Origin of the sequence: Leucobacter chironomi DSM 19883 (assembly GCF_000421845.1) — a bacterium.
Classification (GTDB): domain Bacteria; phylum Actinomycetota; class Actinomycetes; order Actinomycetales; family Microbacteriaceae; genus Leucobacter; species Leucobacter chironomi.
The window spans coordinates 23,016-46,215 of sequence record NZ_ATXU01000006.1 but is presented as its reverse complement, the minus strand read 5'-3'; the positions used below and the strand labels follow the sequence as shown (position 1 = coordinate 46,215).

The window sequence follows — 23,200 nt, the reverse complement described above, 5'->3', positions numbered from 1 at the left end:
CATCGGTGTGCTCCGAGATTTCAGCGAGACCCGGCCTTCAGCGGGCCCAGGAGCCGCGGCTATTGCCCGGTGGAAACGCGGCTCGCTCCGGTCTCGGCAGTCACCACCGGATCCGCGACCTGCACCTCACCGCCGCGCAGCTTCGAGAGCCCGCTCATGAGGTGGTACACCGCGATCGCCGCGATCGTGCCGAGGGCGATGCCGTTGAACATCACGGAGCCGAGCTGCAGGGTGAAGTCGGCGATGCCGACGATGAGCGCCACGGCAGCGGTGAACTGGTTGATGGGCTTGCCGAAGTCGACCTTGTTGTCGATCCAGATCTTCACGCCAATGAGGCCGATGAGACCGTAGAGCGCGACGGTGACGCCCGCGAGCACGCCCGCCGGGATCGTGTTGATGAGGGCGCCGATCTTCGGCGAGAAGCTGAGCAGCACGGCGATGATGCCCGCCACCCAGTAGGCCGCGGTCGAGTAGACGCGGGTGGCCGCCATGACGCCGATGTTCTCGCCGTAGGTGGTGGTGCCCGATCCGCCGCCGAAGCCGGCGAGCACCGTGGACACGCCGTCCGCGAGCAGCGCGCGACCCGTCACGGGATCGAGGTCGCGACCGATCATGAGGCCGACGCTCTTCACGTGACCCACGTTCTCGGCGATGAGCACCAGCACGACCGGCAGGAACGCGGGCAGGAGGCCCCAGAGCGTGGGATCGGCGAAGGGGTTGCCGACCGCGTGGAAGGCGGGGAGGCCGATCCAGGCCGCGTCGTTGACCGACGAGAAGTCGACCTCGCCCATCGCCACGGCGGCGATGTAGCCGACGACCACGCCGAGCACGATGGAGAGACGGCCGATGAGGCCGCGGAACAGCACCGTGATGAGCAGCATCGCGACGAGCGTGATGAGCGCCACCCAGCCCGAGAGCTCAGTCGCGTTCCAGTTGTTCTTGACGGCCGGGCCCAGGTTGAAGCCGATGAGGGCCACGATCGCGCCCATCACCACGGGCGGCATGAGAGCGTTGATCCAGCCCGTGCCCCACTTCGTGACGATGATGCCGACGATCGCCATGAGCACGCCGATGGCGAGGATGCCGAAGGAGGCGCGTGCGAGCCCCTCGGCGCTGTCGCTGCCGCCCGCGGTCGCCGCCACGATCGGCGCGATGAACGCGAACGAGGAGCCGAGGTAGCTCGGCAGGCGGTTGCCGGTGATCAGCAGGAAGAGCAGCGTGCCGAGACCCGAGAAGAACAGGGTCGCGGTCGGGCTGAAGCCCGTGATGAGGGGCACGAGGAAGGTCGCGCCGAACATCGCCACGACGTGCTGGGCACCGAAGCCGATGGTGCGGGGCCAGGTCATGCGCTCCTCGGGCAGCACGATCGCATCGGGAGAGACGTGCTTGCCGTCTCGGTGCAGCTTCCAGGGCAGCGCCATCGGTGGCTCCTTCGGGTTCGGGATCGGCGCGTTCGCACCAACGCATTATCTTAATGCGCTGTGCGGTCCCTGCGCGCCTACTCGGCCGAGATGTAGACCTTGCGGATGTGATCCTCGACCGTCCATCGGGTGCGGGTGCCGGCGAGGAGGCGCATCACGTCGCCGGGCCCCACCTCGACGGTGCGATCCTCGTCGACAAGCTCGATCAGGGCGCTCCCCGAGATCACGACGAACAGCTCGTCGACCTCGGTGTCGGTAACCACTCCCCCGCGCAGCTCCCAGATGCCGGCCTCGGCGCCGCCGATGCTTCCGAGCTCGGCGATGCCCTGCTGCGGCGAGCCGGAGACGACGTCGCCCGCGGGCACGTCCTCAAGCTCCACGCCGGTGGTGAGGCCGTTCACGACGAGGTTCATGTCGTCGGGCAGCAGCTCGCTCATGAGTCGAACCCCAGTCCCAGTGCGTCGAGCGTCTTCAAGAGCACGTTGCGCTTGCCGCCGTTGTGGTCGGCCCGGTCGAGCGACCAGCGGGTGAGGTTGATGCCGATCGACGCCGCGGGTTCGGGCGGGAACGGGAGCGGCACCTGCTTGACCATCTCGAGCTCGGTGCGCTCGGTGACGCGGCCCTCGAAGCGGTCGACCATCACATCGGCCGCGAAGTGCGTGGCGCCCACGCCCAGCCCGGTGAAGCCCGCGACGTACTGCACACGGCCGCCGTAGGCCTGGCCGAAGAACGCGCAGAAGCGGGTCGAGGTGTCGATGACGCCGGCCCAGCGGTGGGTGAACTTGACGCCCGCGAGCTGGGGGAAGGTGGTGAAGAAGTGGCTGGCGAGCTTGCGGTGGCTCTCCATGCGGTCCTCGTACTCGCGCTTGATGCGGCCGCCCGTGAAGTAGACCGCGTCGTAGCCGCCCCAGAGGATGCGGTTGTCCTTGGTGAGCCGCGAGTAGTGGAACTGGTTCGCCATGTCGGCGAGGCCTTCGCGCCCCTCCCACCCGATGGAGGCGAGCTGCTCGTCGGTGAGCGGTTCGGTCATGAGCACGTAGTCGTAGACCGGCACGGTGTGGAACCGGTAGCGCTTCAGCAGCGACGGGAAGACGTTGGTGCAGAGGGCCACCCGTTCGGCGACGACGGTGCCGTGGTCGGTGGTGAGCTGGATCGGCGCCTCCGCCGAGCCGTCGAGGCGCGTGACGGGGCTCTGCTCGTAGATCTCGACGCCGATGGAGGCGGCGTGACGCGCGAGCTCGGCGGCCAGCTTGGCGGGGTGCAGGTTCGCGTTCTCGCGGGGCGAGAACTCGCCGCCGAGGAAGGTGGGCGACGCGATGCGCTGCTGCACCTGCTCGCGGTCGAGCGTGACCACGTGCGGATCGGCGCTCTCGCCCAGCCACTCGGCCTGGTAGGGCTCGTTCGCGACGGAGAGCTGCCCGGTGCGCTCGAAGTCGACGTCGAGGCCGTTCTCATCGATGAAGCGCTCGATCGCGTCGAGGTTCTCGTAGCCGAGGCGGCGCAGCGTGCCGGTCTCGTCGGGCCAGCGCGACTCGGCGTTGGGTTCGCCGTGCGTGATGCTCGCCTCGCAGAAGCCACCGTTGCGGCCGCTCGCGGCCCAGCCGACGTGCATGGCCTCGAGCAGCACGACGCGCCGCTCGGGGTGCTCGGTCTTCAGCTTGATCGCGGTCCAGAGGCCCGCGTAGCCGCCGCCCACGACGGCGTCGTCGACGCGCTGGTCGCCGTCGAGTGCGGGGTAGCGCGCAGCGTCTGCAGCGTCCTCGGTCCAGAAGACGCCGAGCTTCGTATCGGCCAGCGAGTCGTCGATGATCTTCGCGGCGGGGCGGTTGGTTTCGAAAATGGTGGGTTGCATGGGATCCTCGTCCTCGATTTCCTCACTGATCCTCGCACATCGCCACCCGAATGTAAATGCTAATGTCAATGGCGTTTACATCAGGGGCGCGCGACCCCTGCCGCTACTCGGCCGGCGGCTTCATGATGGCCCCCGTGGCGAGACCCATCGCGAGCCCCGCCGGCAGCCACAGCCAGAACTGGGTGAGCGCGGCGATCACCAGGCCCACCACGGCGCCGATCACCAGCGCCACGATGAACTGCTTGCGCCGCGCCCGCGGCGAGGGCGTCTCCCGCTGATCGCGCTGCTTCCGGGGTTTCAATCCGCTGTTCATGGCTCCAGCCTACGGCGTCCCCTCGGCCGCCGCCCGGCGATCCGAGACGTCGAGACGTTCGAGGGCGGCGATCTCGTCCTCCCCCGCGCCAGCGGCTCGAGCCACCGCGATCAGCTGCCCCGTCGCCCGAGCGATCTTCGCGAAGCTCAGCGACGGCACCGCGCCGGCCGCGAGCAGCACGGGCTCCACGCGATCCAGCACCGCCGCGCCGGCGGCGCCGGAGCCGGCGCCGGGCAGCAGCTCGGCCTCCCACTCCCGCCAGGCGCGTCGCACACCCGTCACCCCCTCACGGGCGCGCACCCGGTCGTCGGCGATCTCGACGAGCTCGCGCCCCTCCGCATCGCACAGCACCGTGGTGGAGCGCTCGGTCTCGAGCTCCGCGATCGGCACGAGGCGATCCGGCGAGACGCCGATCCGCCCCGCGATCTCCTCCCGCAGCGCCTCCGGCATGTCGGCGCCGTACGGCCAGAGCAGCTCGCGATTGCCCTGCGCCGTGCGCTGCTTCAGATGCCAGCCGGCGTCCTTGCCCCCCTGTCGCACCCGCACCGCGAAGCCGCCGCGCGCCAGAGCGCCCTCCGGGGTGTCGAAGTAGCGAGCCGAGAGCCGCTGGGTCTCCGGCGCTCGCGCCTCGAACCCCGCCGATCGGAACGCCTCCGCACCCGGCAGCCGCAGCCCGATCGCCGCCTCGTACTTGCGCTCGACCTCAAGCGATTCCGCCCCCTGGGCCGCTGTCTGTTCCGCCACACCGACAGCATACGGGCTGCCACCGGGCGCCCCGGCGGCGGCCGCTACGGCGCGCGCCGATCCCCCGCCGACCACACGATGCCCGCGCCGGCCACGACCACCAGCACGACACCGGCCACCGCCACCGGCGTGAGCAGCTGCCCCAGGAACACGGCGCCGATGACCGTGCCCACCACCGGGTCGAACGCGAAGAAGACGCCCAGCACCCGCGCCGAGGTGAGCCGCCCCGCCATCGTGTCGACCGTGAACGCGAGCGCCGTGCCGAGCAGTGCCGACACGAGCAGCGGCAGCAGATGGGGCGGCTGCAGCAGCGGCACCGCCGGGACCGAGAACGGCAGCATGAGGATCGCCGCCACCACCACCGACAGCGCCACGCTCGGCAGCCCGCCCTCGGACTGGCCGACGCGCGCCGCGAGCAGCGTGTACAGACCGAACGACGCGCCCGCGAGAGCCGCGAACAGCAGGCCCATCGGCTCGAAGGGCCCGCCGAAGCCCGCGATCAGGCCGACCCCGATCAGGGCGGCGACCGCGAGCAGTCCCTCCCGGGGCCGCCTCGACGCCGCCAGGGCGACGAGGCACGGCCCGAGGAAGTCGATCGTCGTGGCGACCCCGAGCGGCAGGCTGCCGAGCGCGAGGTAGAGGAACGCGTTCATCGCGGCCATCGCGACGCCGTAGAGCACGATCCCGGCCCACTCGCGCCCGCTGCGCCCACGCAGCGCAGGCCGGAACACCGCGAGCAGCACCAGTGCCGCGATCGCCATGCGCACCGAACTCGTGCCGAGCACTCCCAGATCATCGAACAGGCCGATCGCGATCGCGGCCGACGACTGCACGCCGATCGCTCCGGCGAGCACGAGGAGCATGGCGCGGATCGTAGCGCGGCGGGCGGCGGTCTGCGCAGCGGGAGAGGTGGTCACCGGCCACAGTCTAACCGCGGCTACACTGGCCGGATGACGGCTGAGATCTCCGACGCCGCGGCCCGGGCGGCGCAGGCGTGCGCTGCGACCGTCGCAGCGCTGCGGTCGGCCGGAGTGGCACCCGAGGCCCTCGCGGAGTATGTGCCGCCGCGGCGCGTGCTGCTCTGGACGCGGCCCGCCACCATGCGCCCCCTCGGCGAGGTGTGGCGCCTCGGCGCGCTGCTGCTCGGAGACGATGCGCGCCTCTACGCGGCGGGGCGGGCGACCCGCGCCGCCGAGCGAGGCCGGCCCGGCTACCAGTCGGTATCGCGCGAGGAACGCCGCGAGATCGCTGCCGCTGCCCTGCGGGGCGGCTTCGCGGCCGGAGCGCCCGTCGACTTCGACGCTGTTCCGATCACGCTCGACGCCGCCTCGCTGGCTGCGGCGCCGCCCGACAGTCTCGTCGGCTTCGCCGACGGCGAGGTGCGCGTGCGGTGGCGCGCCGGCGCTCCGCTCGCAGGCGCGCCCACGCTCGCGTCGTTCCTCGCGGAGCGCGCCGGTCTGCTCACCGACCCACCCTTGTAGCGCCCCCGCCAGGCCGACGCTTTCAGCGAGCGCGACTGTCCCAGCGCCCCCGAAGGAGTCGTGCTCGCTGGAACAGTCGCGCTCGATCCCGGTACCTCGCACCCCGGGGCAAGCCGAGCCGCCCTGGGCTCGCTCCGTGCACCAAAGATGCACTATCCTGCACCCATGAGCATCGATCCGGAGTCACTGGCACGCGTCATCGGCGCACGCGTCCGTCAGGAGCGCAAGAGCCGCGACTGGACCCTCGACGGTCTCGCCGCCGCGGCCGGCGTCAGCCGCCGCATGGTGGTCAGCGTCGAGCAGGGCGCCGTGAATCCGAGCGTCGGCACCCTGCTGCGACTCTCCGACGCCCTCGGCGTCGGCCTGCCCGCGCTCGTGGAACCGCCCGCCGACGACTCCCCCAAGGTCACCCGGCACGGCTCTGGCGCAGTGCTGTGGAGCGGCGATGCGGGCGGCCGGGGCGTGCTCGTGGCCGGCACCGAGCCGCCCGACGTGGTCGAACTGTGGGACTGGAGCCTCGCCCCCGGCGAACGGCACGCGAGCGAAGCGCACGCCCCCGGCACCCGCGAACTGCTGCACGTGCAGGAGGGCGTGATCACCGTCGATGTCGACGGCGAGGCCCACGAGCTCGGCACGGGCGACGCTCTCGCCTTTCGCGGCGACGTCGATCACGCCTACGCGAACCCCCATCGCGTCCCGGCGCGATTCTCGCTCTCGGTCTTCGAACCGGGCGTGGGGGCCGGGCACCGCAGCGAGGGGGCCCGCCCGTGAACGCCGCCGCGCCCCGTACCGGCATCCCGCCGTGGACGATGGCCGTCGCCGCGATGCTGCTGATCCAGGTGTCGAACGCGCTCTCCGTCGGGGTGATCGAGCACGCCGGCCCCGCGGGCACCGCCTGGCTGCGCATGTGCTTCGGCGCGGTCTTCCTCTGGGTCATCGTGCGCCCCTCGCTGCGGTCGCTGCGGATCCGGGATCTCCCGGCGCTGCTCGCCCTCGGCGCCGTTACAGGATTCATGACCACCTTCTTCCTCGCCGCGGTCGAACGCATCCCGCTCAGCACCGCCGTCGCGATCGAGTTCCTCGGGCCGCTCGCGGTGGCCGGCATCGCGAGCCGGCGGCGGAACGGGCTGGTCTGGCCGGCGCTGGCGCTGGCCGGCGTGGTGCTGCTGACCGAGCCCTGGCACGGGAACGTCGACCTGATCGGCATCGGCTTCGCGCTGCTCGCAGGCGTCTGCTGGGGCCTGTACAACGTGCTCACACAGCTCGTCGGCGACCGCTTCTCGGGGATCAGCGGGCTCGCCCTCACGATCCCCATCGCGGCCGTGTGCACCACTGCGGTCGGGCTGCCGCAGGTCGTCGCGGGCGCGCCCGACTGGCGGGTGCTGGCGCTCGCAGCGCTGATCGCGCTCATCACCCCCGTGATCTCGTTCGGCCTGGAGATGCTCGCGCTGCGGCGCATGACCCACACCGCCTTCGGCACCCTGCTCGCGATCGAACCCGCCTTCGGCATCCTGATCGGCCTGCTCGTACTGAGTCAGACGCCCGCACCGCTGCAACTCGTCGGAGTCGCGCTGGTGGTCCTCGCGGGGCGGCGGCGCAGCGCGGGGGCGCGCGCGCCGATCCGGATCCGCATCCCGATCCGCATGATCCGATCCGACCGCAGGAGGCCTCATGACGACCCCCAGATTCAGTTCGACATTCATCTTCGAGGTCGGCGAACTCGACGACGAGTTCCACCGGATCGACAGCGAGATCGCGCAGCGCGCCCGCCGGATCCCCGGCTTCCTCGGCGAGGAAGCCTGGCACAACGAGCAGACCGGCCTGCACGCGGAGGTCTACTACTGGTCGAGCATGGACGCGCTGCGCGAGCTCGTGGGCATGGACACGCACCTGCTCGCGAAACGTCGATACGGCGAGTGGCTGGGCGAGTACCGCGTCGTGATCGCAGAGGTGCAGTCGGTCTACGGCAACCCCGCCCTCGGCGTCGAGCACGCGCCGGAACTCACGGAGGGCGGCGGATCCCGATCCGCTTCCGACCCCGCCTCCAGCCGCCGTCCCGAAGCAGACGAGGCGAAGCGATGAGCATCTTCCGCGGGCTCAGCGCGTTCCCGCTCACGCCGCTGCGCGACGACGTCCTCGACGAGCCGGCATTCGCCTGTTCGATCGAGCGTCTGGCCGCCGCCGGTGTCGATTCCATCACCGTGCTCGGCTCGACCGGCTCCTACGTCTACCTCGATACCGAGGAGCGCGCCCGGGCCGCAGAACTCGCGGTCGAGCACGCCGGTGCAACCCCGGTCTTCGTCGGTGTCGGAGCGCTGCGCACCTCGCAGGTGCTCGCGAACGTCGACCGCGCAGAGCGGGCCGGAGCCGCGGGGGTGCTCCTCGCCCCCGCTACCTACCAGCCACTCACGGAGCATGACGTGTTCGAGCTCTTCCGCACGGTCGCGGAGCATGCCGCGCTGCCCGTCATCGTCTACGACAACCCCGGCACCACCCGCTTCGCGTTCACCGTCGAGCTGTACGCCCGGATCGCCGCACTGCCGAGGATCGCCTCGATCAAGATCCCAGCAGTGCCGGCCGAGCCCGACGCAGCCCGGCGACGAGTCGACGAGGTGCGGGCGGTGCTGCCCGACAGCGTCACCATCGGAGTCTCAGGCGACCCGTCGGCGGCCGCCGGCCTCAACGCGGGGTGCGATGCCTGGTACTCGGTCATCGGCGGCACCCTCCCGGAGCCGGCGCTCGCGATCACGCGGGCCGCTCTGGCAGGACGCACCGCCGAGGCCGTCGCCGAATCGGGTCGGCTCGCCCCGCTCTGGCAGCTGTTCTCGGAGTTCGGCGGCAGCCTGCGCGTGATCGCCGCGATCGCCGAACACCTCGGATACGCGCCGCCCGGATGCCTCCCCCTGCCGATCCAGGGCCTCGACGCGGCGCAGCGCGCACGGGTGGCGGAGGTGCTGCGCGCGCTCGAGCTGTAGGCAGGGGCCGCAGCTTGGCACTCAGCCGGCGTCGGGCTGTTCGAAGGTGGGCCGCACCCGGTAGCGGGCGCAGACGAAGTCGCGGTTGCGCGCAGTGTCGATGAGTTCGAAGTCGAGACGACGGGGCAGCAGCGGGCGCCCCTCGCCGAGCGTCACGGGCGCGAACTGCACCCAGACTTCATCGAGCAGCCCGGCCTCTGCGAACTGACCGGCGAGGTCTCCCCCGCCCACCACCCAGACATCGCGCTCGCCTGCCGACGCGACGATCGCCTCGTGCAGCTCGCGCACCTCGCCCTGCGCGAAGCGCACATCGGCACCATCCGGAACGGGCAGCTCACGGTGCGTGAGCACCCAGGTGGGCTGGGTGTAGCCCCAGCTGTCGTCGTTGCGCAGCAGCCACTCGTAGGTGGAGGCACCCATGACGAGCGCCCCGATCTCCTCGACGAAGGCGGGATACGCCATCGGGCCTTCGGTGTCGAAGTCTTGTGCGAACAGCCACTCGAGGGAGTGATCGGGGGTCGCGATGAAACCGTCGAGCGTCGACGCCGTGTAGAAGTGCGTGGCCATGCCCCCACCGTAACCGCCGCCGAACGAGGATCGCAGTCCCTTTCCAGTATGACTGGTTATACTTTGGCCATGAAGACCGCAATTTCGATTCCCGACCGCGACTTCGACCGCTTTGAACAGGTCGCCGCAAGGCACGGCATGAACCGCTCGGAGTTCTACCGCTCAGCTGCCCAATGGTACGCAGACGTGCTCGAAGGCTCTTCTGATCTCACCGCCATTGCGAATGCCGTGCTCGAACGAACCGGGCAACCCACGGACACCCCGTTCGCTGACGAGGTCGCCCGGAATATGCTGCGAGGGACCGAGTGGTGATGCGCCGAGGCGACATCACCTGGGTCGACTTCGGTGTGCCGCGCGGGTCCGAGCCCGCAAAGGTGCGCCCAGCGGTCGTGATGCAAGAGAACTGGCTGCTCGACACGGCGATCAGCACGGTGCTCGTCGTGCCGCTGACCTCGAACGCGGCACTCGAGGCGTTTCCCGGTAACGTGCTCGTCCCCACCGAGGCATCCGGGCTGGACCGCGACTCAGTCGCGGTAGTCTCGCAGATCGGCCCGGTCGGCCGCGAGTTCCTGGACCCCTATCCGCTCGGCCGGGTGCCCGGCTATCTCATGGCCGAGATCACCGCCGGGGTGCGGCTCACTCTGGGCATCTGAGGCCGCTCCGATCCGGACGGAACGCAGGGCTCGACACCTCGACAAGAGCACTGCTGCCGGTCGGAGACGAGACCGCTCGTCGACGGTCAGAGAGTCCAGAGCGACAACGCAGAGATGATGCCCGCGATCGAGAGCCCGAGCCCTACTCGCGCGACGACCCGCGCCGGCTTCTCGGCTGCCCGGCGCAGGGCCATCCCGGCGAGCGACGCGAGAATGATCCCACCGATCGGGCCGAGCACTCCGACCACGATGATGGCACCCCACTGCTGCGGGTCTGTGCGCGGCATGAGAGTGATGACGAGCCCGAGTGCCGCGAGCCCGCACACCACCGAACCCAGCACGAGGCCTCGACTATCCCGCCGTTCTTCCACGCAAGCCACGTTATCAGCGGGCGCGACACGAGCGCCGCGCGAGCGCCGCGACAGGGCACGCAGGAGCGCAGCGACGAAGTGCCCTGGAGAGGAATCGAATAGCATCAGGCCCCAGTCGCCGCCTCAACTTCCGCATGATTCTGCGAAACTTGGGGGGCATCGAGTGGCCTCAGGGGGCGTTGTGGGTGGTCAAGTGTGGGCAAAATGTGGGCACGCCGAGCGTCGTCCATCGCCGCACCAACCGCATCGAGATCGTCCTCAAAGAGGTCGGCGTAAACGTCGAGCGTCATCGCCGCCGACGCGTGCCCGAGCATCCGCTGCACCGCCTTCACGTTCGCTCCAGCCTGGATGGCCAGCGACGCGGCAGTGTGGCGAAGGTCATGCGGCGTGATGACCGGGAAAGTACTGTCGATCGCTCGGCATCGCTTTACGGCGCCGGAGAACCAGTTACGGCCCGCCGCCGGCGCCGACTGATGCGTCACTCCGTCGCCGATGACGAGCGCGTCGGGCCCGCGTCCTTCGACTTGTTCGAGCAGGTCAGCGAGGAGGAAGGCTGGGACAGGCACAGTCCGGGCGCGGTGCGTCTTTGGTGTGCCAGGGATGATCTTCCCTGCCACGGTTACGGCGTTGCGAGAGACGCGCAGGCGCTTCCGCATCTGGTCGATGTCGGAGACGTGCAGTGCGGTCGCTTCTCCCCATCTAAGACCGGTGTAAGCGAGCAGGTTGACCAGCAACGAGTGCTCTTTGGCTTCGCGGGCGAGGTGGGCGACCTGCGCGTGTGTGAGGTAGGCGTGGCGTCGGCCTACCTTACGTGGCAGCTTCACTCCTCGGGCAGGGTTCGACGCTATGAGGCGGTCGCGTGCGGCCGCATCGAGCACCGCGGAGAGCACGCTATGAGCGCGGTGCACTGTCGTAGCGCCCTTCGGCTTCCGCACCCACTCCCCTTCCTCGGGGCCAGGGATGCCCGCGGTGAGTTCCGACACCCACGCCTGGATCTCGGAGTAGGTGATCGATGCGACTTGACGACCACCCCATTGGGGTTCGACGTGTGTGCGCCACGACCCCGCGAACGCCGCCATAGAGGACGGTTTGAGGTGCGTCTGCGCGGCGAGCCAGGCCGCACCGATCACTCGGATCGTGGTGCGTCCGGCCTGCGGGTCGATGTATTCGCCAGTCGCTTTCGAGATCGTCGTCGACGCGAGGAACAGTTCAGCCTCACGCTTCGTCTTGAAGCCGCGCTTGTCGGTCTGGGCGCCGTCCGGCTTCCGATACCGGACCCGGTAGCGCTTCCCCGCCGCGGTGTCGTAGGGCTTGATCGTAGCCATCAGCGCCCCTCGTGGGGTGGCTCGAGTATCGTGTTCACTGGTTCACCTTTCGAGGTGGATCGTCTGGCCCTCGTGGCGTGGTTCTTGCTTGCCGGCGGAACACGCCACGAGGGCTTTTTCTGTTTCTAGGCGAAGACGCCGCAGCGCATACGGCGTTCGCGACGAAGGCTGTGGCGGAACATGCCGTCCTCGTCGTAGTCCTCGTCGGCGAGCTCGCCGAAGATGTCGCGCGGCGCCGCGAGCGCCTGCGCGTGCAGGTGGTGCTGCTGGTACAGCTCGACAATGCGGCGGGTGGTGCCGAGGCGGCGGGCGATCGCAAGCGGGTGCGGATCATCGATCTCGGCCGGCATGTACTCCTCGAGCCGGATGAGAATCTTCGACGCATAGATCCAGGCACGGAGCTCATTCGCTTCGGTGCTGCAGCGGTCGCCGTAGTGGCGGTGTGCGAGCTCGTGCGCCCCGGTCTCGGCGGCCTGCTCTTCGTCGAGCCTGTCGCTGATGAGAGTGAGGTCCTGGTCGGCGAGGTAGATGCCCCGCATAGGCGGCGGCAGGGATGCGAACGCGAGGCGTGCGCCGACACGTTTCGCTTCGTCAAGGACTCGTTGCATGTTGCCCCCTACGGCAGTTCCTGGGATTGCTCTTGTTCTTCTTCGATGCCGTCGCGTTCGTCGGCGGCGAGGGCGACTCCGCTGCGACGGAGAGCGTCGACGTCGACCTTGCCGACGTGAGGGAGGTCATCATCGGATCCGCCACTGACATTCGGCTCGGGGTAGTCGGCGGGGTTGAGGGGGTCCGTGAGCGCTTCGGTGGCGATGCCGCGACGGGCCCGGTCAAGGATCTCCTGGGCGAGCTGCTCGTCGGTGGCTGCGGCGAGAGCGACCCCTGCGCCGGCTGCGAGCGCTTCGGCTTCGGTGAGGAACCCGAAGCGGACGAGCAGATCGACGGGCTCGAGGTTGTCGTAGGCGCGGGCGATACCGATGAGTGTTTCGGCCTTGATGCCGGCCTTGATCTGCCTCGTGATGGTGCTCGGGTCGAAGCCCGCTTTGAGGGCGATTGCTCGCACGCTTCGTTCGCCGGTGATCTCGATCAGGAGGTCTGTTGCGTCGGTTTCCATACCTAGATCATGATGCATCTTTGCATCATTTGCAAGCGAGACTTCCGCATGATTATGCGAAATCGCATTACAACAATGTAATTCTGTGGCATTTTCTCCACACATTGATCCGATTCTGTGGCACACTTGCATCATCGCAAGGCAACAACGCATCAGAAAGGATCACGATGGCAGCGACAATTCGGATCAAGGAAGGGCTGCTGAAGCGACTCCGCGAGTCCCGCCAGATCCCCACCGAGGAGGTGCAGGCGCGAATGATCGGCGTCGACCGAGTCACCCTTCGCCGCATCGACGGTGGGGCATCGCCCTCGGCCGCGTTCATGGCCGGAGTTGTCGAAGCTTTCGGCCTCGGCCTCGGCGAGGCGTTCGACGTCGTCAGCACCAGCACGGTAGTCGAGCAGCCTGAGGTCCGCGAGGCGGTGGCGTCGTGAGCGCCGTCGTCTCCGCCATCCGCCCGTCTGCTGTGTCGGCGCCGGTCTGGCTCTCCCCCGCGCAGGTGTGTGAGCAAATCCCCGGCATGACCGAGGAGATCCTCTCCGAGCGTCGCAAGAAGAACCTCGCCCCCCGCTACTTCAAGCCGTCGCTCAAGACGGTCATCTACGACCAGTCGGACATCACCGAGTGGATCCGCTCGACGGCATCTGAGCCGCGCGCGTAGCAGCCCCACTCTTCTCCAGCTTCATCAATCCGACGCCACTGCTGGGTGGCGCGGTCTCTCACACCCATTTCCGGAAGGAAACCTCATGGACCCCTTGTTCATCGTCGGGATCGTGCTCGTCGCGGTCTGCGGCACCTACCTCGTGCACACGCTCCGGGTCGAGCGGCGCCGGCGTCGGAGTGAGCGTGCGCTCGTGAAGATGCTCGAGCTCGCGAACGATGCGATCGAGAACGAGATCCGGCGCGGCCCCCTCACAGCGATCCCGGTGGACTCGCCCGAGGGGCGGGCGATTCTCGAGCGGATCCGCATGGGGTGCGAGTGCCCGAACTGTGAAGAGTCGCGGCGGATCGCGCACGCTGAGGATCAGAAGCGGGGCGAGCAGTGAATGCGCGCCGCACGGACACGAAGGTGCTCCCCGTCGCTGGTGGTGTGGCGTCTCCTGTGCGGGCTCGCGATCACGTCGCTGCTCGTCACGGTGGCCGGCCTGATCCCGCCCGGATGGGTGGCGGTCGCCGCGGTGCCGGTGTGGGTCGTCGCTGGCTGCGTGCTCGTGGCTGGGTGGCGCGACTCGCAGAGCGCATGCCGAGGGCGACCCGATGACGTGGCAGCCGAGGTTCGCGTTCCGGGCCGGTGGCGAGCCGCTGCCGAAGGAGCGGCCGAGGGCGACGAAGACCGGCAGGTCGTTCACGCCGAAGCGCACCCGGGAAGCGGAGGGGCGAGTGCTCGCGGCGTTCCGGGCGGCTTACCCGAACGCTGAACCGCTCACCGGTCGCCTGCTGGTCGAGGCGCGCTTCTACCGGGCGACGCGGCGCGGCGTGGATGCCGACAACCTCGCGAAGCTCGCGATGGACGCCCTGAACGGGGTCGCGTTCGTCGACGACGAACAGATCGAAAAGTTCATCGTCGAGCGCCACTACGGCGCCGGCGACCGGGCCCGCACTGAGGTGCGGATCTACGAGAAAGACTCCCCCGCCTGACCGGGCTGGGGGCAACGGAAGGAAACCCATCATGGTACTCAAGTACACGTCGAAGCGTCCCGACGAGGAGCTCGACGGCATCCAGAGCCTCGAAGACCACTTCAAGGGCCACCAGCCCGGTGACGTGCTCGCGGTCGTCGTCGTCAGCGGTCACAGCATCGTCGAGCGCCTGGCCGACGGTGCTCGGACGGCGACTGTGCGGATCAAGCAGATCGAGCCGGTTACAGGTGCAGATGCGCAGACGGTGCGCACGCTCCTCGCTGAGCGGTATGAGCAGCGCACGGGGAACGCTCCCCTGGCGCTCGAAGGCATCGAGGAGGGTGCTGACGAGCTGCCCTCGATCCCGTGGGGCGGTGAGGAGCAGTGAGTCTCACGTTCACCGATCTCGATCCGGTGCCCGCGCTGCTCGACCTCGAGTCGCGTGCCGGCGCTTCGGACCAGGACCGCGAGGCCTGGCTCGCCGAGCGGCGTCAGGGCGTGACCGCGACCGAGCTCGCAAAGATCATGACCGCCAGCAACCGCGATGTCGCGATCCAGGATCTCGTGCGCAGGAAGCGCGACGGCGACCCCTTCACTGGGAACGCGTACACCGAGTGGGGGAAGCAGCGGGAGCCTATCATCGCGGCTGATCTCGCAGGGTTCGGGGTGGTGCCCGAGTCCCGGGTGATCCACGCCGCCGTGAACTCGCGCTACCTGGCCTCCCCGGATGGGGTGTCAGTCGATTTCGACGGGAACCTCATCCTCGACGAAATCAAGACCTCGGGGAAGCTGCTCCCGAAGGGTTCGGCGGCGCTCGCCGCAACCGGGTACGAGTGGCAGATGCAGTGGTGCTGCTACGTGGCCGGCGCGATCGGGTGCTGGCTGAATGTCGAGCAGCGCCTCGGACAGCCCGGCGACTTCCGTCCCGGTGATCGCTCCCGCGAGTACTTCCCCCGCGACGAGGGGATGGTCGCGCAGCTCGTCGAGGTCGCTGACCTGGTGCTCGCTGCCATGGACTACGACGAGGCGCCCGAGATCGACGAAGAGCAGGACACCAACGCCCTCAACTACCTCCGGGGCCTCGCCGCCGAGAAGGAGGGCAAGGCGCTCAAGGAGGCCTCGTACAAGGCGACCATCGAGCGAGGCATCTCGCAGGAGTCCCCGCTCGCTCGGGTGACGATCACGCCGGGCACCCCGGATGAAGAGTTCGACGACGAGGTGGTCGACCTCGAAGCGGCGGAGGCGGCGCACCCGAAGGAGGCGCAGCAGCTCGCCCGGGCGAAGGCCCGCGTGACGAAGCTGCAGGCCGCGTTCGACGAGTTGGCGAACCATCACACGAAGACGGTGCGAGCCGTGAAGAAGGGCAAGCCGGCGCGGGCAACGATCACCGCCGGCAAGCAGACGAAGGAGGCGAAGTGATGGGCACTGAGCTCATGGAGAAGCTGCCGCAGGACGCCAACATTCAGGCGTGGTCGGCCTCGCAGTATGCGCTCATGCAGCAGCTCGGTCTCGTGGATCGCAGCAACTGGAAGGGGAAGCAGCCCGACGCGCCGCTCGGCGTGATCGAGGCGTTCCTGATGCAGTGCCAGCGCACCCAGCTCGACCCCGCTGCCCGGCAGATCTACGCAGCGGAGATGGGTGGGAAGTGGACGGTGCTGATCTCGATCGACGGGTTCCGCCTGATCGCTGATCGCACTGGACTCTACCGGGGCAAGAAGCCGACGGAGTGGTGCGGCGACGACGGCATCTGGCGGGACGTGTGGCTGTCCAGCGAACCCCCTGCCGCGGCGCGTGTCGCGGTGATGCGAGAGGGCTTCTCAGAGCCGCTCGTGGCGGTCGCCACCTACGCTGGCTACTGCCCTCGTGACCGGAAGACCGGTGACCTCAAACCTTCTGGGCAGTGGATCAACAACCCGTCGAACCAGCTCGCAAAGTGCGCGGAGATGCTGGCGCTCCGGCAGGCTTTCCCGAACGAGCTCTCGGGCCTGTACGGAACGGAAGAGATGCAGCAGGCGGGCACTGCGAAGCCCGTGCAGCGCGCGCCGCAGCCTGCACCCCAGGCCGCTCCGTCTCCCGCCGCGGAGGAGGAGCCCGTGGAAGCCGAGGTCGTCGACGATGCACCGTCGTTCGAGCCGGCGGCGTGGGTGGAGCGCGTGCAGCAGTGCCTCGCGACCGAGGACGCGACTATCGCGGTCGACATGCTGCGCACGCTCTACGGGGAGGCGAAGGAGGCGGGCCTGCTGCGCCAGGTGCTCGTCGAGGACATGACCGTCGACCAGGTGCTGCGCGGCGCGAAGGCCGAGATCCTCGCCAGGGGTGAGGCGTGAACGCCATGCCGCACACCGCCGCGGAGGTCGAGGGGTGGGTGGCGAAGATGCGGCAGGAGATCGCGATCGAGCCGCCCGCCCCGGGCACCATCCGCACCCCCGACGAGATCATCTTCCAGCTCGAGCGCGTCGACTCCGTCGCGAACAAGGCGCTGTGGATCGTGAAGGAAGCCGACAGGGTGCGCGGGGACGCGGCCGAGGTGCTGCTGCGGGCGAAGTCGAAAGCGCAGGCTGGCGCTGAGGGGAAGAACGCGGCCGAGCGGACAGCGGCGGTGGATCTCGCGACCGAGCAGGAGCGGGCGGAGGAGGCCGCGGCGCAGATCGCGTACCGGTATGCGAAGGGCCTCGCCGACCTTGTCGACTCCCGCAAGAGCAGCCTGCAGACGCAGTCGAAGCTCGTGCTCGCCACGTACCAGCTCGCCTCGAACCCGAGGAGGGCGTGATGGTGAAGCTCGAAGAAATCCACGTCGGCGACGTCGTCCGCGTCGATGACGATCCGCAGCCGTGGCGGGTGGAGGGGCGGACCCGGAAGGGGATGCTCACGCTCGAGGCGCTGCACGCGATGAACCGGATGCGGTGGGAGGGCGTGCACGAGTTCCGTGTGCAGAAGTCCGGGGTGTTCGCATGAGCAACAAGCGGACCGGCCGGATGCCGCAAGAGCATGTCGACCTCCTCGAAGAACGCTCGGGAGGCATGTGCGAGTCGGGGTGCGGGAAGCGGGCAACGCAGATCCATCACCGCCGCTTCACGGGGCGTGGCGGGAAGCACAACATGGCGAACCTGCTCGCGCTGTGCGGGTCGGGTAACCACTCCGGCTGTCACGGCGTCGCCCATCAGGGGCACGCGCCGGCCGGGTGGGCGATCAGCCGGCACGAGCGACACCACGAGGACGCGGTCCCGTTCGTAGATCTCGGAGGCAGGACGTGGTGGCTCGATGACGAGGGCGGCAAGCATGACCGCCCGCAACACGCAGGAAGGAGATGAGAGAGATGGCAGAAGGATTCGCAGCGATCCCAACGTGGATGTTCCGTGAGCACGAGCGCGTGTCGCTCTACGCCGTGATGGTGTTCGGCGCCCTGGCAACTCGCGCGGGACTCAGGGGGAACTATCCGTCGCAGGCGACGCTCGCCGACGAGGCGCGCTGCTCGGAACGGAAGGTGCGTGATGCGCTCGCCGAACTCGAAGCGCTGGGCGTGGTTGAGCGGGTCAAGCGCGGCTCGAAGGCCGGCGGCCGACTTCCCGACGGTTACCGCCTGATGGATCGCCCTCTCAGTGCGCATGAGTTCCCGGCACCAGGTGCCGGAAAGGCTGGGGGGTTTCCGGCACCGGATGCCGAGGTTACCGGCACGAGCGAGCATTCGTACCTCTCTATAGAGGTAGATAGTTCTGAGGTAGATACCTGCGCAAATGCGCATGCGCAGAGTGCGCACTCCTTCGATGAGTGGTGGCAGGTCTACCCGCTCAAGAAGGACAAGGGCCGCGCACGCATCGCGTACAAGGCGGCACTCAAGAAGACGGCGCCCGATGTGCTCTTCGCTGCTGCAGTCGCTTACCGGGATGACCCGAACCGTGCGGAGGCGTTCACGAAGTATCCCGCGTCGTGGTTGAACGCTGAGGCGTGGGAGAACGGTCCCCTCCCGCAACGCTCGACCGCGACCGGTGGGACCGCGGTGGAGCGCATGGCTGAGCGTGCTCGGGCGATGCAGGCCGAGGGGGTGCGCCGTGAACTCGGAGCATGACGGCAAGACGCACGCGGAGCGCGCCGCCCTGGCCTGCACGGCGGGCGATCAGGCCCGCCTCGGCCAGTCGGTCACCCTCACCGGTTCTGAGGCCGCAGATCGCCGCCCGCGAGTGGCGTCTCAGAAGGAGGCGTTCGAGCTGCTCGCGTGGGCGGCAGCGTTCGACGGACGCGAGCGCGGCCCCTATGAGGCTGCGGCGTGGGCGGAGGCGCTGCACGGCCGCCCGTGTGAGGCCGTGAAGGACGCGATCACGGAGCATTACCGGCGCTCCCGCTACCCCGTCATGCCGGCGAACGTCATCGAGATCATCGAGGAAGGAGCAGCGCTGTGACCGCGCTCGAATACGACCCGGCCACCGAGGCGTTCATGCTCGGCGCCGTGTTCGCGCAGCCGTCCCGCATCTGGGAGATCCGGCAGATTGTCCGCGAGACGGACTTCTCGGTCCCCCGGAACGCGGCCCTGTTCTCGATCATGTGCGACGTCGCTGACCGCGGCGATACCGTCTCCCCGATCACGGTGAACGACCGTAGAGTCGCTGCGGGCCGCGCGCACGAGTTCGATGCGACCTACCCGCACGAGGTCAACGGGGTCGGAGCGTACGGCTTCCAGGCAATGCAGTTTGCGGAGATCGTGCGCCGGCACGGCGAGCGCCGCAAGCTGCACGAGGCCGCGGCCGGCATCCAGGAGCTCGCCGCGTCGGGTGACGCGGAGGGCGACATCGTGGAGAAGGCCGCTGGCATCATCGCTGAGTTGCGCGACGGCACCCTCAGGGAGTCGCGTCCGATCGGGCAGGTGTTCGGGGCGCTCGTCGACGAGATGAGCACGCAGGCCCCGTTCACGCCGACGCCGTGGCCGTCGCTGAACGCGATGGTGGGTGGGATTCGGCCAGGCAGCCTCTACACGGTCGCCGCCCGCTCCGGCGGCGGCAAGAGCATCTTCGGCTTGCAGCTCGCTCTCCACATCGCGGAGCTCGGGCAGCGGGCCGGGTACGTGTCGCTCGAGATGACCGAGAAGGACCTTCTCAAGCGGCTGATCTCGATGATGCAGGGCATCCACCAGTCCGCGCTGCAGAATCACCAACTCACGGATCAGGGGTGGGCGTCGGTGCGGGCGGCCGAGCAGGCCGTAGGGGTGCTGCCGTTGGAGGTGTATGACCGCCCCGGCGCCCGGTGGGAGGACATTACTGGTTTCGCGAATGCCCTGCACCGGAAGGGCGATCTGGGGTTGATCGTGATCGACTACCTCGGCCTCGTGAAGTCCCCGCCGGCGTCGAAGTCGCGGCAGCAGGATCTCGAGGACTGGGCGAACGCCGCGAAACAACTCGCGAAGCAACTCGGCTGCGCGGTCGTGATCCTCGAGCAACTGAACCGCAACATGACGAACCGGCCCAACCCGCGCCCCCTGATCACCGACCTGCGCGGCTCCGCGGGGCTTGAGCACGCATCTGATGCGGTCGTGCTCATGCACCGCGGCGAGAAGAAGCTGCAGGGCCGTGTCGTGAAGACCAGCGACATCGACTTCATCGTCGCGAAGAACCGGCAGGGAGAGGCCGGTACCAGGACGCTCCGTTTCGAGGGGCAGTTCGCACGCATCGTCCAGAAGGAACACGAAACCACGGCTCTCATCGAGCCGGGAGAGGTATAGATCATGGCCGGAGAGCCGCTCATCACCGTAGTAGGAAATCTCGTCGCCGACCCCGAGGCTCGTGTGTCTCAGTCGGGCAAGTCATGGGTGACGTTCCGCATCGCTTCGACCCCGCGGGTACGCGATCGCCAGTCCGGGGACTGGGCCGACGGCGAACCCCTGTGGCTCGGATGCCGCGCATATGGGGAGTACGCCGACAACATCGCGGCATCGCTCACGAAGGGCATGCGCGTCATCGTGCAGGGCCGCCTCGCGCAGCGCAGCTACACGGACAAGAACGGGGAACAGCGCACCTCCCTGGATCTCGACGTCGAGGAGGTCGGCCCGTCGCTCCGTTTCGCCACGGCCGCGGTCTCGCGCGCCGGCACGGGCCCCGCCGGAGGTGGTTACGCGAAGACCGGGAACGGTCAGCAGCCCGCCTACGGGCAGACCGAGGGCGGCGGCTACGGCCAACCCTCCTGGGGGTCACCAGCGGCACAGCAGCAGGCCGGCGAGGGGCAGCCGTCCCCCGGCGGCTTCGACGACGAACAGCCCTTCTAGGAGGCGATCATCATGGCAATTCAGGAACGCATCACGGTCGAGCTCGCATCGGTCGAGGTCGACGACGAGCTGCGCATCGAACTCCGTCAGGCGAAGAAGCGCATGCAGTATACCGCGTCGCAGGCGAGGGATCTCGCGATCGAACTGATCGACGCTGCTGAGCGGGTCGACGTGCTGATCGTCGAGGACATGACCGAGTGCGGTCTGCGCATGGCGCACGGCATGGTCGTCGCTGACAGCGGGGAGGTCGTGCTGTGAACGCCTGGCCCGACTCCATGAAGACCGGCCCGATCCGCGACTGGCCCGGCACGCTCACCCCAGAGCGGCGCCGAGCACAGTTCAGTGCGACGCTCACGAGCACGCTCCGCACTCTCGACCGCGAGATCTGGAACCTCGTCGACACCCGCGCTCAGCAGAAGTCCGCCGAGCTCCTCATCGCGATCCCCGCGGGCGCGTTCCGCCGAGACGGCCGACCCTACGCGAACGCCCGACCCGAACACCCGGGCGTGATCTTCTCGCTCGACTCCCGCCACGGCCACCTCTCGTACCCATGCGACACGTTCACCGCCTGGCAGGACAACCTCCGCGCGATCGCCCTCGCGCTCGAAGCGCTGCGGAAGGTCGACCGGTACGGGGTGACCCGTCACGGCGAGCAGTACCGCGGCTTCCTCGAGATCGAAGCGACGGCGGCGCCGGCCCGCTTCGCGACCGTTGACGATGCTGTCGCGTTCCTCGCGAGCTTCTCTGCGGCGCCGAGGGCCGCGGAAGCGCCGCCGCGGGTGCTGCTACGGCTCGCTCAGCGCCGCGCACACCCGGACCAGGGCGGGGACGAGGCCGCGTTCCAACGAGTCTCGCTCGCCGAGACCAAGCTCCGAGAGGCGGGCCTGCTGTGAAGAACAAGGAGCGCACCTGCATGCCTGGCCTCGGCCGTGGCACGACCTACTGCGGGCACTTCTCGGCGCCGATCGCGCAGTCGGGGGCGACGTGCAAGGACTGCCAAGCAGCGATCCGCGCCGCCGAAAGGTCAGCGCGATGACTGGGTTAACTACTCGACACAAATCTCTCGTAGAGATCGGAAATCGTTTGGACATCCTTGGGAGATCGTTCGCCTCTCAGACGCGCGGAGATCATTCTTCTTGCGGCTGCCATGATCCTCGGGTACTCGAGGTAGTCGGTTCTGAAACCATCGAGCTCGCGCACATCATCCCAGCCCCAGATCAACTGAATCACTTGTTCGAGGCGCTCTCGAGTCTCCTCATCATGCACGAGACCTGCCTCTTGGAAGAGCATTTCCAGAAGAGGATCTTCGGTGAAGTCTTTACCAGCCAGCAGCTTCTCTCTGGTTCCTTACAATCATTTGACAGACCAAGCCATAGGCCGTCTCGAGATGTACCGCGGAGGCTGCTTCGAGAGTCAACAGTCGTTGAGTCTCGCGTTGCTCTTCCTCGTAGCGTTTCTCCAAGAGGAGCGCTTTCTCTTGTTCGAATCTCTGTCTTTCGGCGATGCCCAGCTGATGCTGACGTTCCTCGGCACGCAGTTTATCTTCACGCTTTGCTGCTTCCTCTCGGACCGCGTCCTCGCGCTTGAACCGTCGCAGATCGGTGAGCCACGTAGTGACGAGGCTGCCACCGAGAGTAAGCACACCGCCTGCAGCCAGCAGTCCGACTTGTCCGGCGAATCCCGCACCATCACTCATGCTCCACACCATACTGGACACCCCCTTGGCCGAATCGAGGTCCAATCATGAGCGCCCTGATCCTGCTCGACCTGTTCTGTTGCCAAGGCGGCGCATCGCGAGGGTACGCGGATGCGGGGTTCGACGTCGTAGGCGTCGATATCGAGCCTCAGCCTCGGTACCCGTTCCCGTTCCTGCAGATGAGTGCGATCGATGCGCTGGTGTGCCTGATGGAAGGAGAGTGGCTGTCGTTCTCCCAGGCGTCAGGGGTGCCGCTCTGGCTTGATCCTGATGCGCTCGCCGCGGTCCACGCGTCGCCGCCGTGTCAGGCACACACGAACGCGCAGAAGATCCAAGGGAACGATCACCCAGACCTGATCGAACCTACGCGGTTCCTGCTCGAGGAGCTCGGCAAGCCCTACGTGATCGAGAACGTACCCGGTGCTCCGCTCCGCGATCCGGTTGAACTCTGCGGCTCCATGTTCGGGCTTGAGACGTACCGGCACCGCCTGTTCGAGACGAACTGGGATCTCACGGCTCCTGAGCACCCTGAGCACGTCGCGCGCACGACGAAGATGGGCCGCCCGCCCCAGCCAGGTGAGTACATGCACATCGTCGGCAACTTCTCCGGCGTGGAGAAGGGCCGAGAGGTGATGGGGATGCCGTGGGCGAACCGTGACGGGCTCCGTGAGGCGATCCCGCCGGCGTACACGGAGCACATCGGCCGACAGCTCCTCACCCATCTCGAGCGGGTGCCCGGATGACCGGCATCCGCCCCCTCACTGAGTCCGAGCTTGCTGTGCTTGCTCGTCTCGATATCACCTCCGAAGACCTGACAGGAGAAC

The 23,200-nt window shown here is 68.4% G+C and carries 35 protein-coding genes and 1 pseudogene; 24 read left to right on the top strand and 12 right to left on the bottom strand.

Annotation, left to right across the window (positions count from 1 at the left end):
• Positions 1-59: 59 nt before the first annotated feature.
• From H629_RS0107835 to H629_RS0107810, 6 genes are all read right to left on the bottom strand, one after another.
• Positions 60-1,421: a uracil-xanthine permease family protein gene (locus H629_RS0107835; protein WP_024356735.1), complete on the bottom strand. Its 1,362-nt coding sequence runs from the start codon at positions 1,419-1,421 to the stop codon at positions 60-62.
• Between the two features lie 77 nt (positions 1,422-1,498).
• Positions 1,499-1,858 carry a cupin domain-containing protein gene (locus H629_RS0107830; protein ID WP_024356734.1) on the bottom strand — a complete coding sequence of 120 codons (360 nt, stop codon included), beginning with the start codon at positions 1,856-1,858 and terminating at the stop codon, positions 1,499-1,501.
• Positions 1,855-3,273: an NAD(P)/FAD-dependent oxidoreductase gene (locus H629_RS0107825; RefSeq protein ID WP_024356733.1), complete on the bottom strand. Its 1,419-nt coding sequence runs from the start codon at positions 3,271-3,273 to the stop codon at positions 1,855-1,857. The genes H629_RS0107830 and H629_RS0107825 overlap by 4 nt, the downstream gene beginning before the upstream one ends.
• Positions 3,274-3,376: 103 nt before the next feature.
• Complete coding sequence (locus H629_RS0107820; RefSeq protein WP_024356732.1) at positions 3,377-3,586, bottom strand: HPP family protein; 210 nt, start codon at positions 3,584-3,586, stop codon at positions 3,377-3,379.
• A 9-nt stretch (positions 3,587-3,595) separates the two neighbouring features.
• Positions 3,596-4,330: a CYTH domain-containing protein gene (locus H629_RS0107815; RefSeq protein WP_024356731.1), complete on the bottom strand. Its 735-nt coding sequence runs from the start codon at positions 4,328-4,330 to the stop codon at positions 3,596-3,598.
• A 44-nt stretch (positions 4,331-4,374) separates the two neighbouring features.
• Entirely contained in the window at positions 4,375-5,247 is an 873-nt protein-coding gene (locus H629_RS0107810; RefSeq protein ID WP_029746728.1) for an EamA family transporter, read from the bottom strand.
• 33 nt (positions 5,248-5,280) lie between these two features.
• On the opposite strand from H629_RS0107810, the gene H629_RS0107805 reads away from it, so the two are divergent.
• From H629_RS0107805 to H629_RS0107790, 5 genes and pseudogenes are all read left to right on the top strand, one after another.
• Positions 5,281-5,811 carry a hypothetical protein gene (locus H629_RS0107805; RefSeq protein WP_024356729.1) on the top strand — a complete coding sequence of 177 codons (531 nt, stop codon included), beginning with the start codon at positions 5,281-5,283 and terminating at the stop codon, positions 5,809-5,811.
• Positions 5,812-5,976: 165 nt separating this feature from the next.
• Positions 5,977-6,582: a helix-turn-helix domain-containing protein gene (locus H629_RS0107800; RefSeq protein WP_024356728.1), complete on the top strand. Its 606-nt coding sequence runs from the start codon at positions 5,977-5,979 to the stop codon at positions 6,580-6,582.
• Positions 6,583-6,620: 38 nt separating this feature from the next.
• Positions 6,621-7,337, top strand: a pseudogene (locus tag H629_RS15645) (EamA family transporter); the annotation flags it as partial.
• 145 nt (positions 7,338-7,482) lie between these two features.
• Positions 7,483-7,893, top strand: a complete 411-nt coding sequence (locus tag H629_RS0107795; protein WP_024356727.1) for an antibiotic biosynthesis monooxygenase family protein — start codon at positions 7,483-7,485, stop codon at positions 7,891-7,893.
• Positions 7,890-8,786 (top strand): dihydrodipicolinate synthase family protein, encoded by an 897-nt coding sequence (locus tag H629_RS0107790; RefSeq protein WP_024356726.1) that lies wholly within the window; start codon positions 7,890-7,892, stop codon positions 8,784-8,786. Before H629_RS0107795 ends, H629_RS0107790 begins: the two co-directional genes overlap by 4 nt.
• 21 nt (positions 8,787-8,807) lie before the next feature.
• Here the strand turns inward: H629_RS0107790 and H629_RS0107785 are convergent, their stop codons facing one another.
• Entirely contained in the window at positions 8,808-9,353 is a 546-nt protein-coding gene (locus H629_RS0107785; protein WP_024356725.1) for a dihydrofolate reductase family protein, read from the bottom strand.
• 69 nt (positions 9,354-9,422) lie between these two features.
• On the opposite strand from H629_RS0107785, the gene H629_RS0107780 reads away from it, so the two are divergent.
• Positions 9,423-9,665 (top strand): ribbon-helix-helix domain-containing protein, encoded by a 243-nt coding sequence (locus H629_RS0107780; protein WP_024356724.1) that lies wholly within the window; start codon positions 9,423-9,425, stop codon positions 9,663-9,665.
• Positions 9,665-10,006 (top strand): type II toxin-antitoxin system PemK/MazF family toxin, encoded by a 342-nt coding sequence (locus H629_RS0107775; protein ID WP_024356723.1) that lies wholly within the window; start codon positions 9,665-9,667, stop codon positions 10,004-10,006. Before H629_RS0107780 ends, H629_RS0107775 begins: the two co-directional genes overlap by 1 nt.
• Positions 10,007-10,092: 86 nt before the next feature.
• On the opposite strand, the gene H629_RS0107770 is transcribed toward H629_RS0107775, so the two are convergent.
• The 4 genes from H629_RS0107770 to H629_RS0107755 all read right to left on the bottom strand — a co-directional run bounded on the left by H629_RS0107770 (position 10,093) and on the right by H629_RS0107755 (position 12,816).
• Positions 10,093-10,377, bottom strand: coding sequence for a hypothetical protein (locus tag H629_RS0107770; RefSeq protein WP_152485681.1), 285 nt, complete (start codon positions 10,375-10,377; stop codon positions 10,093-10,095).
• A 104-nt stretch (positions 10,378-10,481) separates the two neighbouring features.
• Positions 10,482-11,702, bottom strand: a complete 1,221-nt coding sequence (locus H629_RS0107765) for a tyrosine-type recombinase/integrase (RefSeq protein ID WP_024356721.1) — start codon at positions 11,700-11,702, stop codon at positions 10,482-10,484.
• 125 nt (positions 11,703-11,827) lie between these two features.
• Positions 11,828-12,310 (bottom strand): hypothetical protein, encoded by a 483-nt coding sequence (locus tag H629_RS0107760; RefSeq protein WP_152485680.1) that lies wholly within the window; start codon positions 12,308-12,310, stop codon positions 11,828-11,830.
• 8 nt (positions 12,311-12,318) lie between these two features.
• Positions 12,319-12,816, bottom strand: coding sequence for a hypothetical protein (locus tag H629_RS0107755; RefSeq protein ID WP_024356719.1), 498 nt, complete (start codon positions 12,814-12,816; stop codon positions 12,319-12,321).
• Between the two features lie 167 nt (positions 12,817-12,983).
• On the opposite strand from H629_RS0107755, the gene H629_RS0107750 reads away from it, so the two are divergent.
• The 16 genes from H629_RS0107750 (at position 12,984) to H629_RS0107675 (ending at position 21,573) form a co-directional block, all read left to right on the top strand.
• Positions 12,984-13,247, top strand: coding sequence for a helix-turn-helix transcriptional regulator (locus tag H629_RS0107750; RefSeq protein WP_024356718.1), 264 nt, complete (start codon positions 12,984-12,986; stop codon positions 13,245-13,247).
• The gene (locus H629_RS15195) at positions 13,244-13,474 is read left to right on the top strand and encodes a hypothetical protein (RefSeq protein WP_152485679.1); all 231 of its coding nucleotides are present in this window, start codon (positions 13,244-13,246) and stop codon (positions 13,472-13,474) included. The genes H629_RS0107750 and H629_RS15195 overlap by 4 nt, the downstream gene beginning before the upstream one ends.
• A gap of 85 nt (positions 13,475-13,559) precedes the next feature.
• Positions 13,560-13,859 (top strand): hypothetical protein, encoded by a 300-nt coding sequence (locus H629_RS0107740; RefSeq protein WP_024356717.1) that lies wholly within the window; start codon positions 13,560-13,562, stop codon positions 13,857-13,859.
• 211 nt (positions 13,860-14,070) lie between these two features.
• On the top strand, positions 14,071-14,451 hold the full coding sequence (locus H629_RS0107735; protein WP_024356716.1) for a RusA family crossover junction endodeoxyribonuclease: 381 nt from the start codon (positions 14,071-14,073) through the stop codon (positions 14,449-14,451).
• 31 nt (positions 14,452-14,482) lie between these two features.
• Positions 14,483-14,818: a hypothetical protein gene (locus H629_RS0107730; protein ID WP_024356715.1), complete on the top strand. Its 336-nt coding sequence runs from the start codon at positions 14,483-14,485 to the stop codon at positions 14,816-14,818.
• Positions 14,815-15,849, top strand: a complete 1,035-nt coding sequence (locus tag H629_RS14535; protein ID WP_024356714.1) for a YqaJ viral recombinase family protein — start codon at positions 14,815-14,817, stop codon at positions 15,847-15,849. The genes H629_RS0107730 and H629_RS14535 overlap by 4 nt, the downstream gene beginning before the upstream one ends.
• Positions 15,849-16,757, top strand: coding sequence for a phage recombination protein Bet (gene bet, locus H629_RS14530; RefSeq protein ID WP_024356713.1), 909 nt, complete (start codon positions 15,849-15,851; stop codon positions 16,755-16,757). Before H629_RS14535 ends, bet begins: the two co-directional genes overlap by 1 nt.
• Positions 16,754-17,200 carry a hypothetical protein gene (locus H629_RS0107715; RefSeq protein ID WP_152485678.1) on the top strand — a complete coding sequence of 149 codons (447 nt, stop codon included), beginning with the start codon at positions 16,754-16,756 and terminating at the stop codon, positions 17,198-17,200. The genes bet and H629_RS0107715 overlap by 4 nt, the downstream gene beginning before the upstream one ends.
• Positions 17,200-17,385: a hypothetical protein gene (locus H629_RS0107710; RefSeq protein WP_024356711.1), complete on the top strand. Its 186-nt coding sequence runs from the start codon at positions 17,200-17,202 to the stop codon at positions 17,383-17,385. The genes H629_RS0107715 and H629_RS0107710 overlap by 1 nt, the downstream gene beginning before the upstream one ends.
• The gene (locus tag H629_RS14100) at positions 17,382-17,741 is read left to right on the top strand and encodes a hypothetical protein (RefSeq protein ID WP_024356710.1); all 360 of its coding nucleotides are present in this window, start codon (positions 17,382-17,384) and stop codon (positions 17,739-17,741) included. Before H629_RS0107710 ends, H629_RS14100 begins: the two co-directional genes overlap by 4 nt.
• Positions 17,742-17,746: 5 nt before the next feature.
• Positions 17,747-18,496, top strand: coding sequence for a helix-turn-helix domain-containing protein (locus H629_RS0107700; RefSeq protein ID WP_161608004.1), 750 nt, complete (start codon positions 17,747-17,749; stop codon positions 18,494-18,496).
• The gene (locus tag H629_RS0107695) at positions 18,480-18,827 is read left to right on the top strand and encodes a hypothetical protein (protein ID WP_024356708.1); all 348 of its coding nucleotides are present in this window, start codon (positions 18,480-18,482) and stop codon (positions 18,825-18,827) included. The genes H629_RS0107700 and H629_RS0107695 overlap by 17 nt, the downstream gene beginning before the upstream one ends.
• On the top strand, positions 18,824-20,140 hold the full coding sequence (locus H629_RS0107690; RefSeq protein ID WP_024356707.1) for a replicative DNA helicase: 1,317 nt from the start codon (positions 18,824-18,826) through the stop codon (positions 20,138-20,140). The genes H629_RS0107695 and H629_RS0107690 overlap by 4 nt, the downstream gene beginning before the upstream one ends.
• Before the next feature lie 3 nt (positions 20,141-20,143).
• Complete coding sequence (gene ssb, locus H629_RS0107685) at positions 20,144-20,680, top strand: single-stranded DNA-binding protein (RefSeq protein WP_024356706.1); 537 nt, start codon at positions 20,144-20,146, stop codon at positions 20,678-20,680.
• Between the two features lie 12 nt (positions 20,681-20,692).
• The gene (locus H629_RS0107680) at positions 20,693-20,938 is read left to right on the top strand and encodes a hypothetical protein (RefSeq protein ID WP_024356705.1); all 246 of its coding nucleotides are present in this window, start codon (positions 20,693-20,695) and stop codon (positions 20,936-20,938) included.
• Entirely contained in the window at positions 20,935-21,573 is a 639-nt protein-coding gene (locus H629_RS0107675; RefSeq protein WP_051137845.1) for a hypothetical protein, read from the top strand. Before H629_RS0107680 ends, H629_RS0107675 begins: the two co-directional genes overlap by 4 nt.
• A gap of 425 nt (positions 21,574-21,998) precedes the next feature.
• On the opposite strand, the gene H629_RS15190 is transcribed toward H629_RS0107675, so the two are convergent.
• On the bottom strand, positions 21,999-22,376 hold the full coding sequence (locus H629_RS15190; RefSeq protein ID WP_152485676.1) for a hypothetical protein: 378 nt from the start codon (positions 22,374-22,376) through the stop codon (positions 21,999-22,001).
• A gap of 47 nt (positions 22,377-22,423) precedes the next feature.
• On the opposite strand from H629_RS15190, the gene H629_RS0107660 reads away from it, so the two are divergent.
• Positions 22,424-23,119: a DNA cytosine methyltransferase gene (locus H629_RS0107660; RefSeq protein WP_029746717.1), complete on the top strand. Its 696-nt coding sequence runs from the start codon at positions 22,424-22,426 to the stop codon at positions 23,117-23,119.
• Positions 23,120-23,200: the final 81 nt, after the last annotated feature.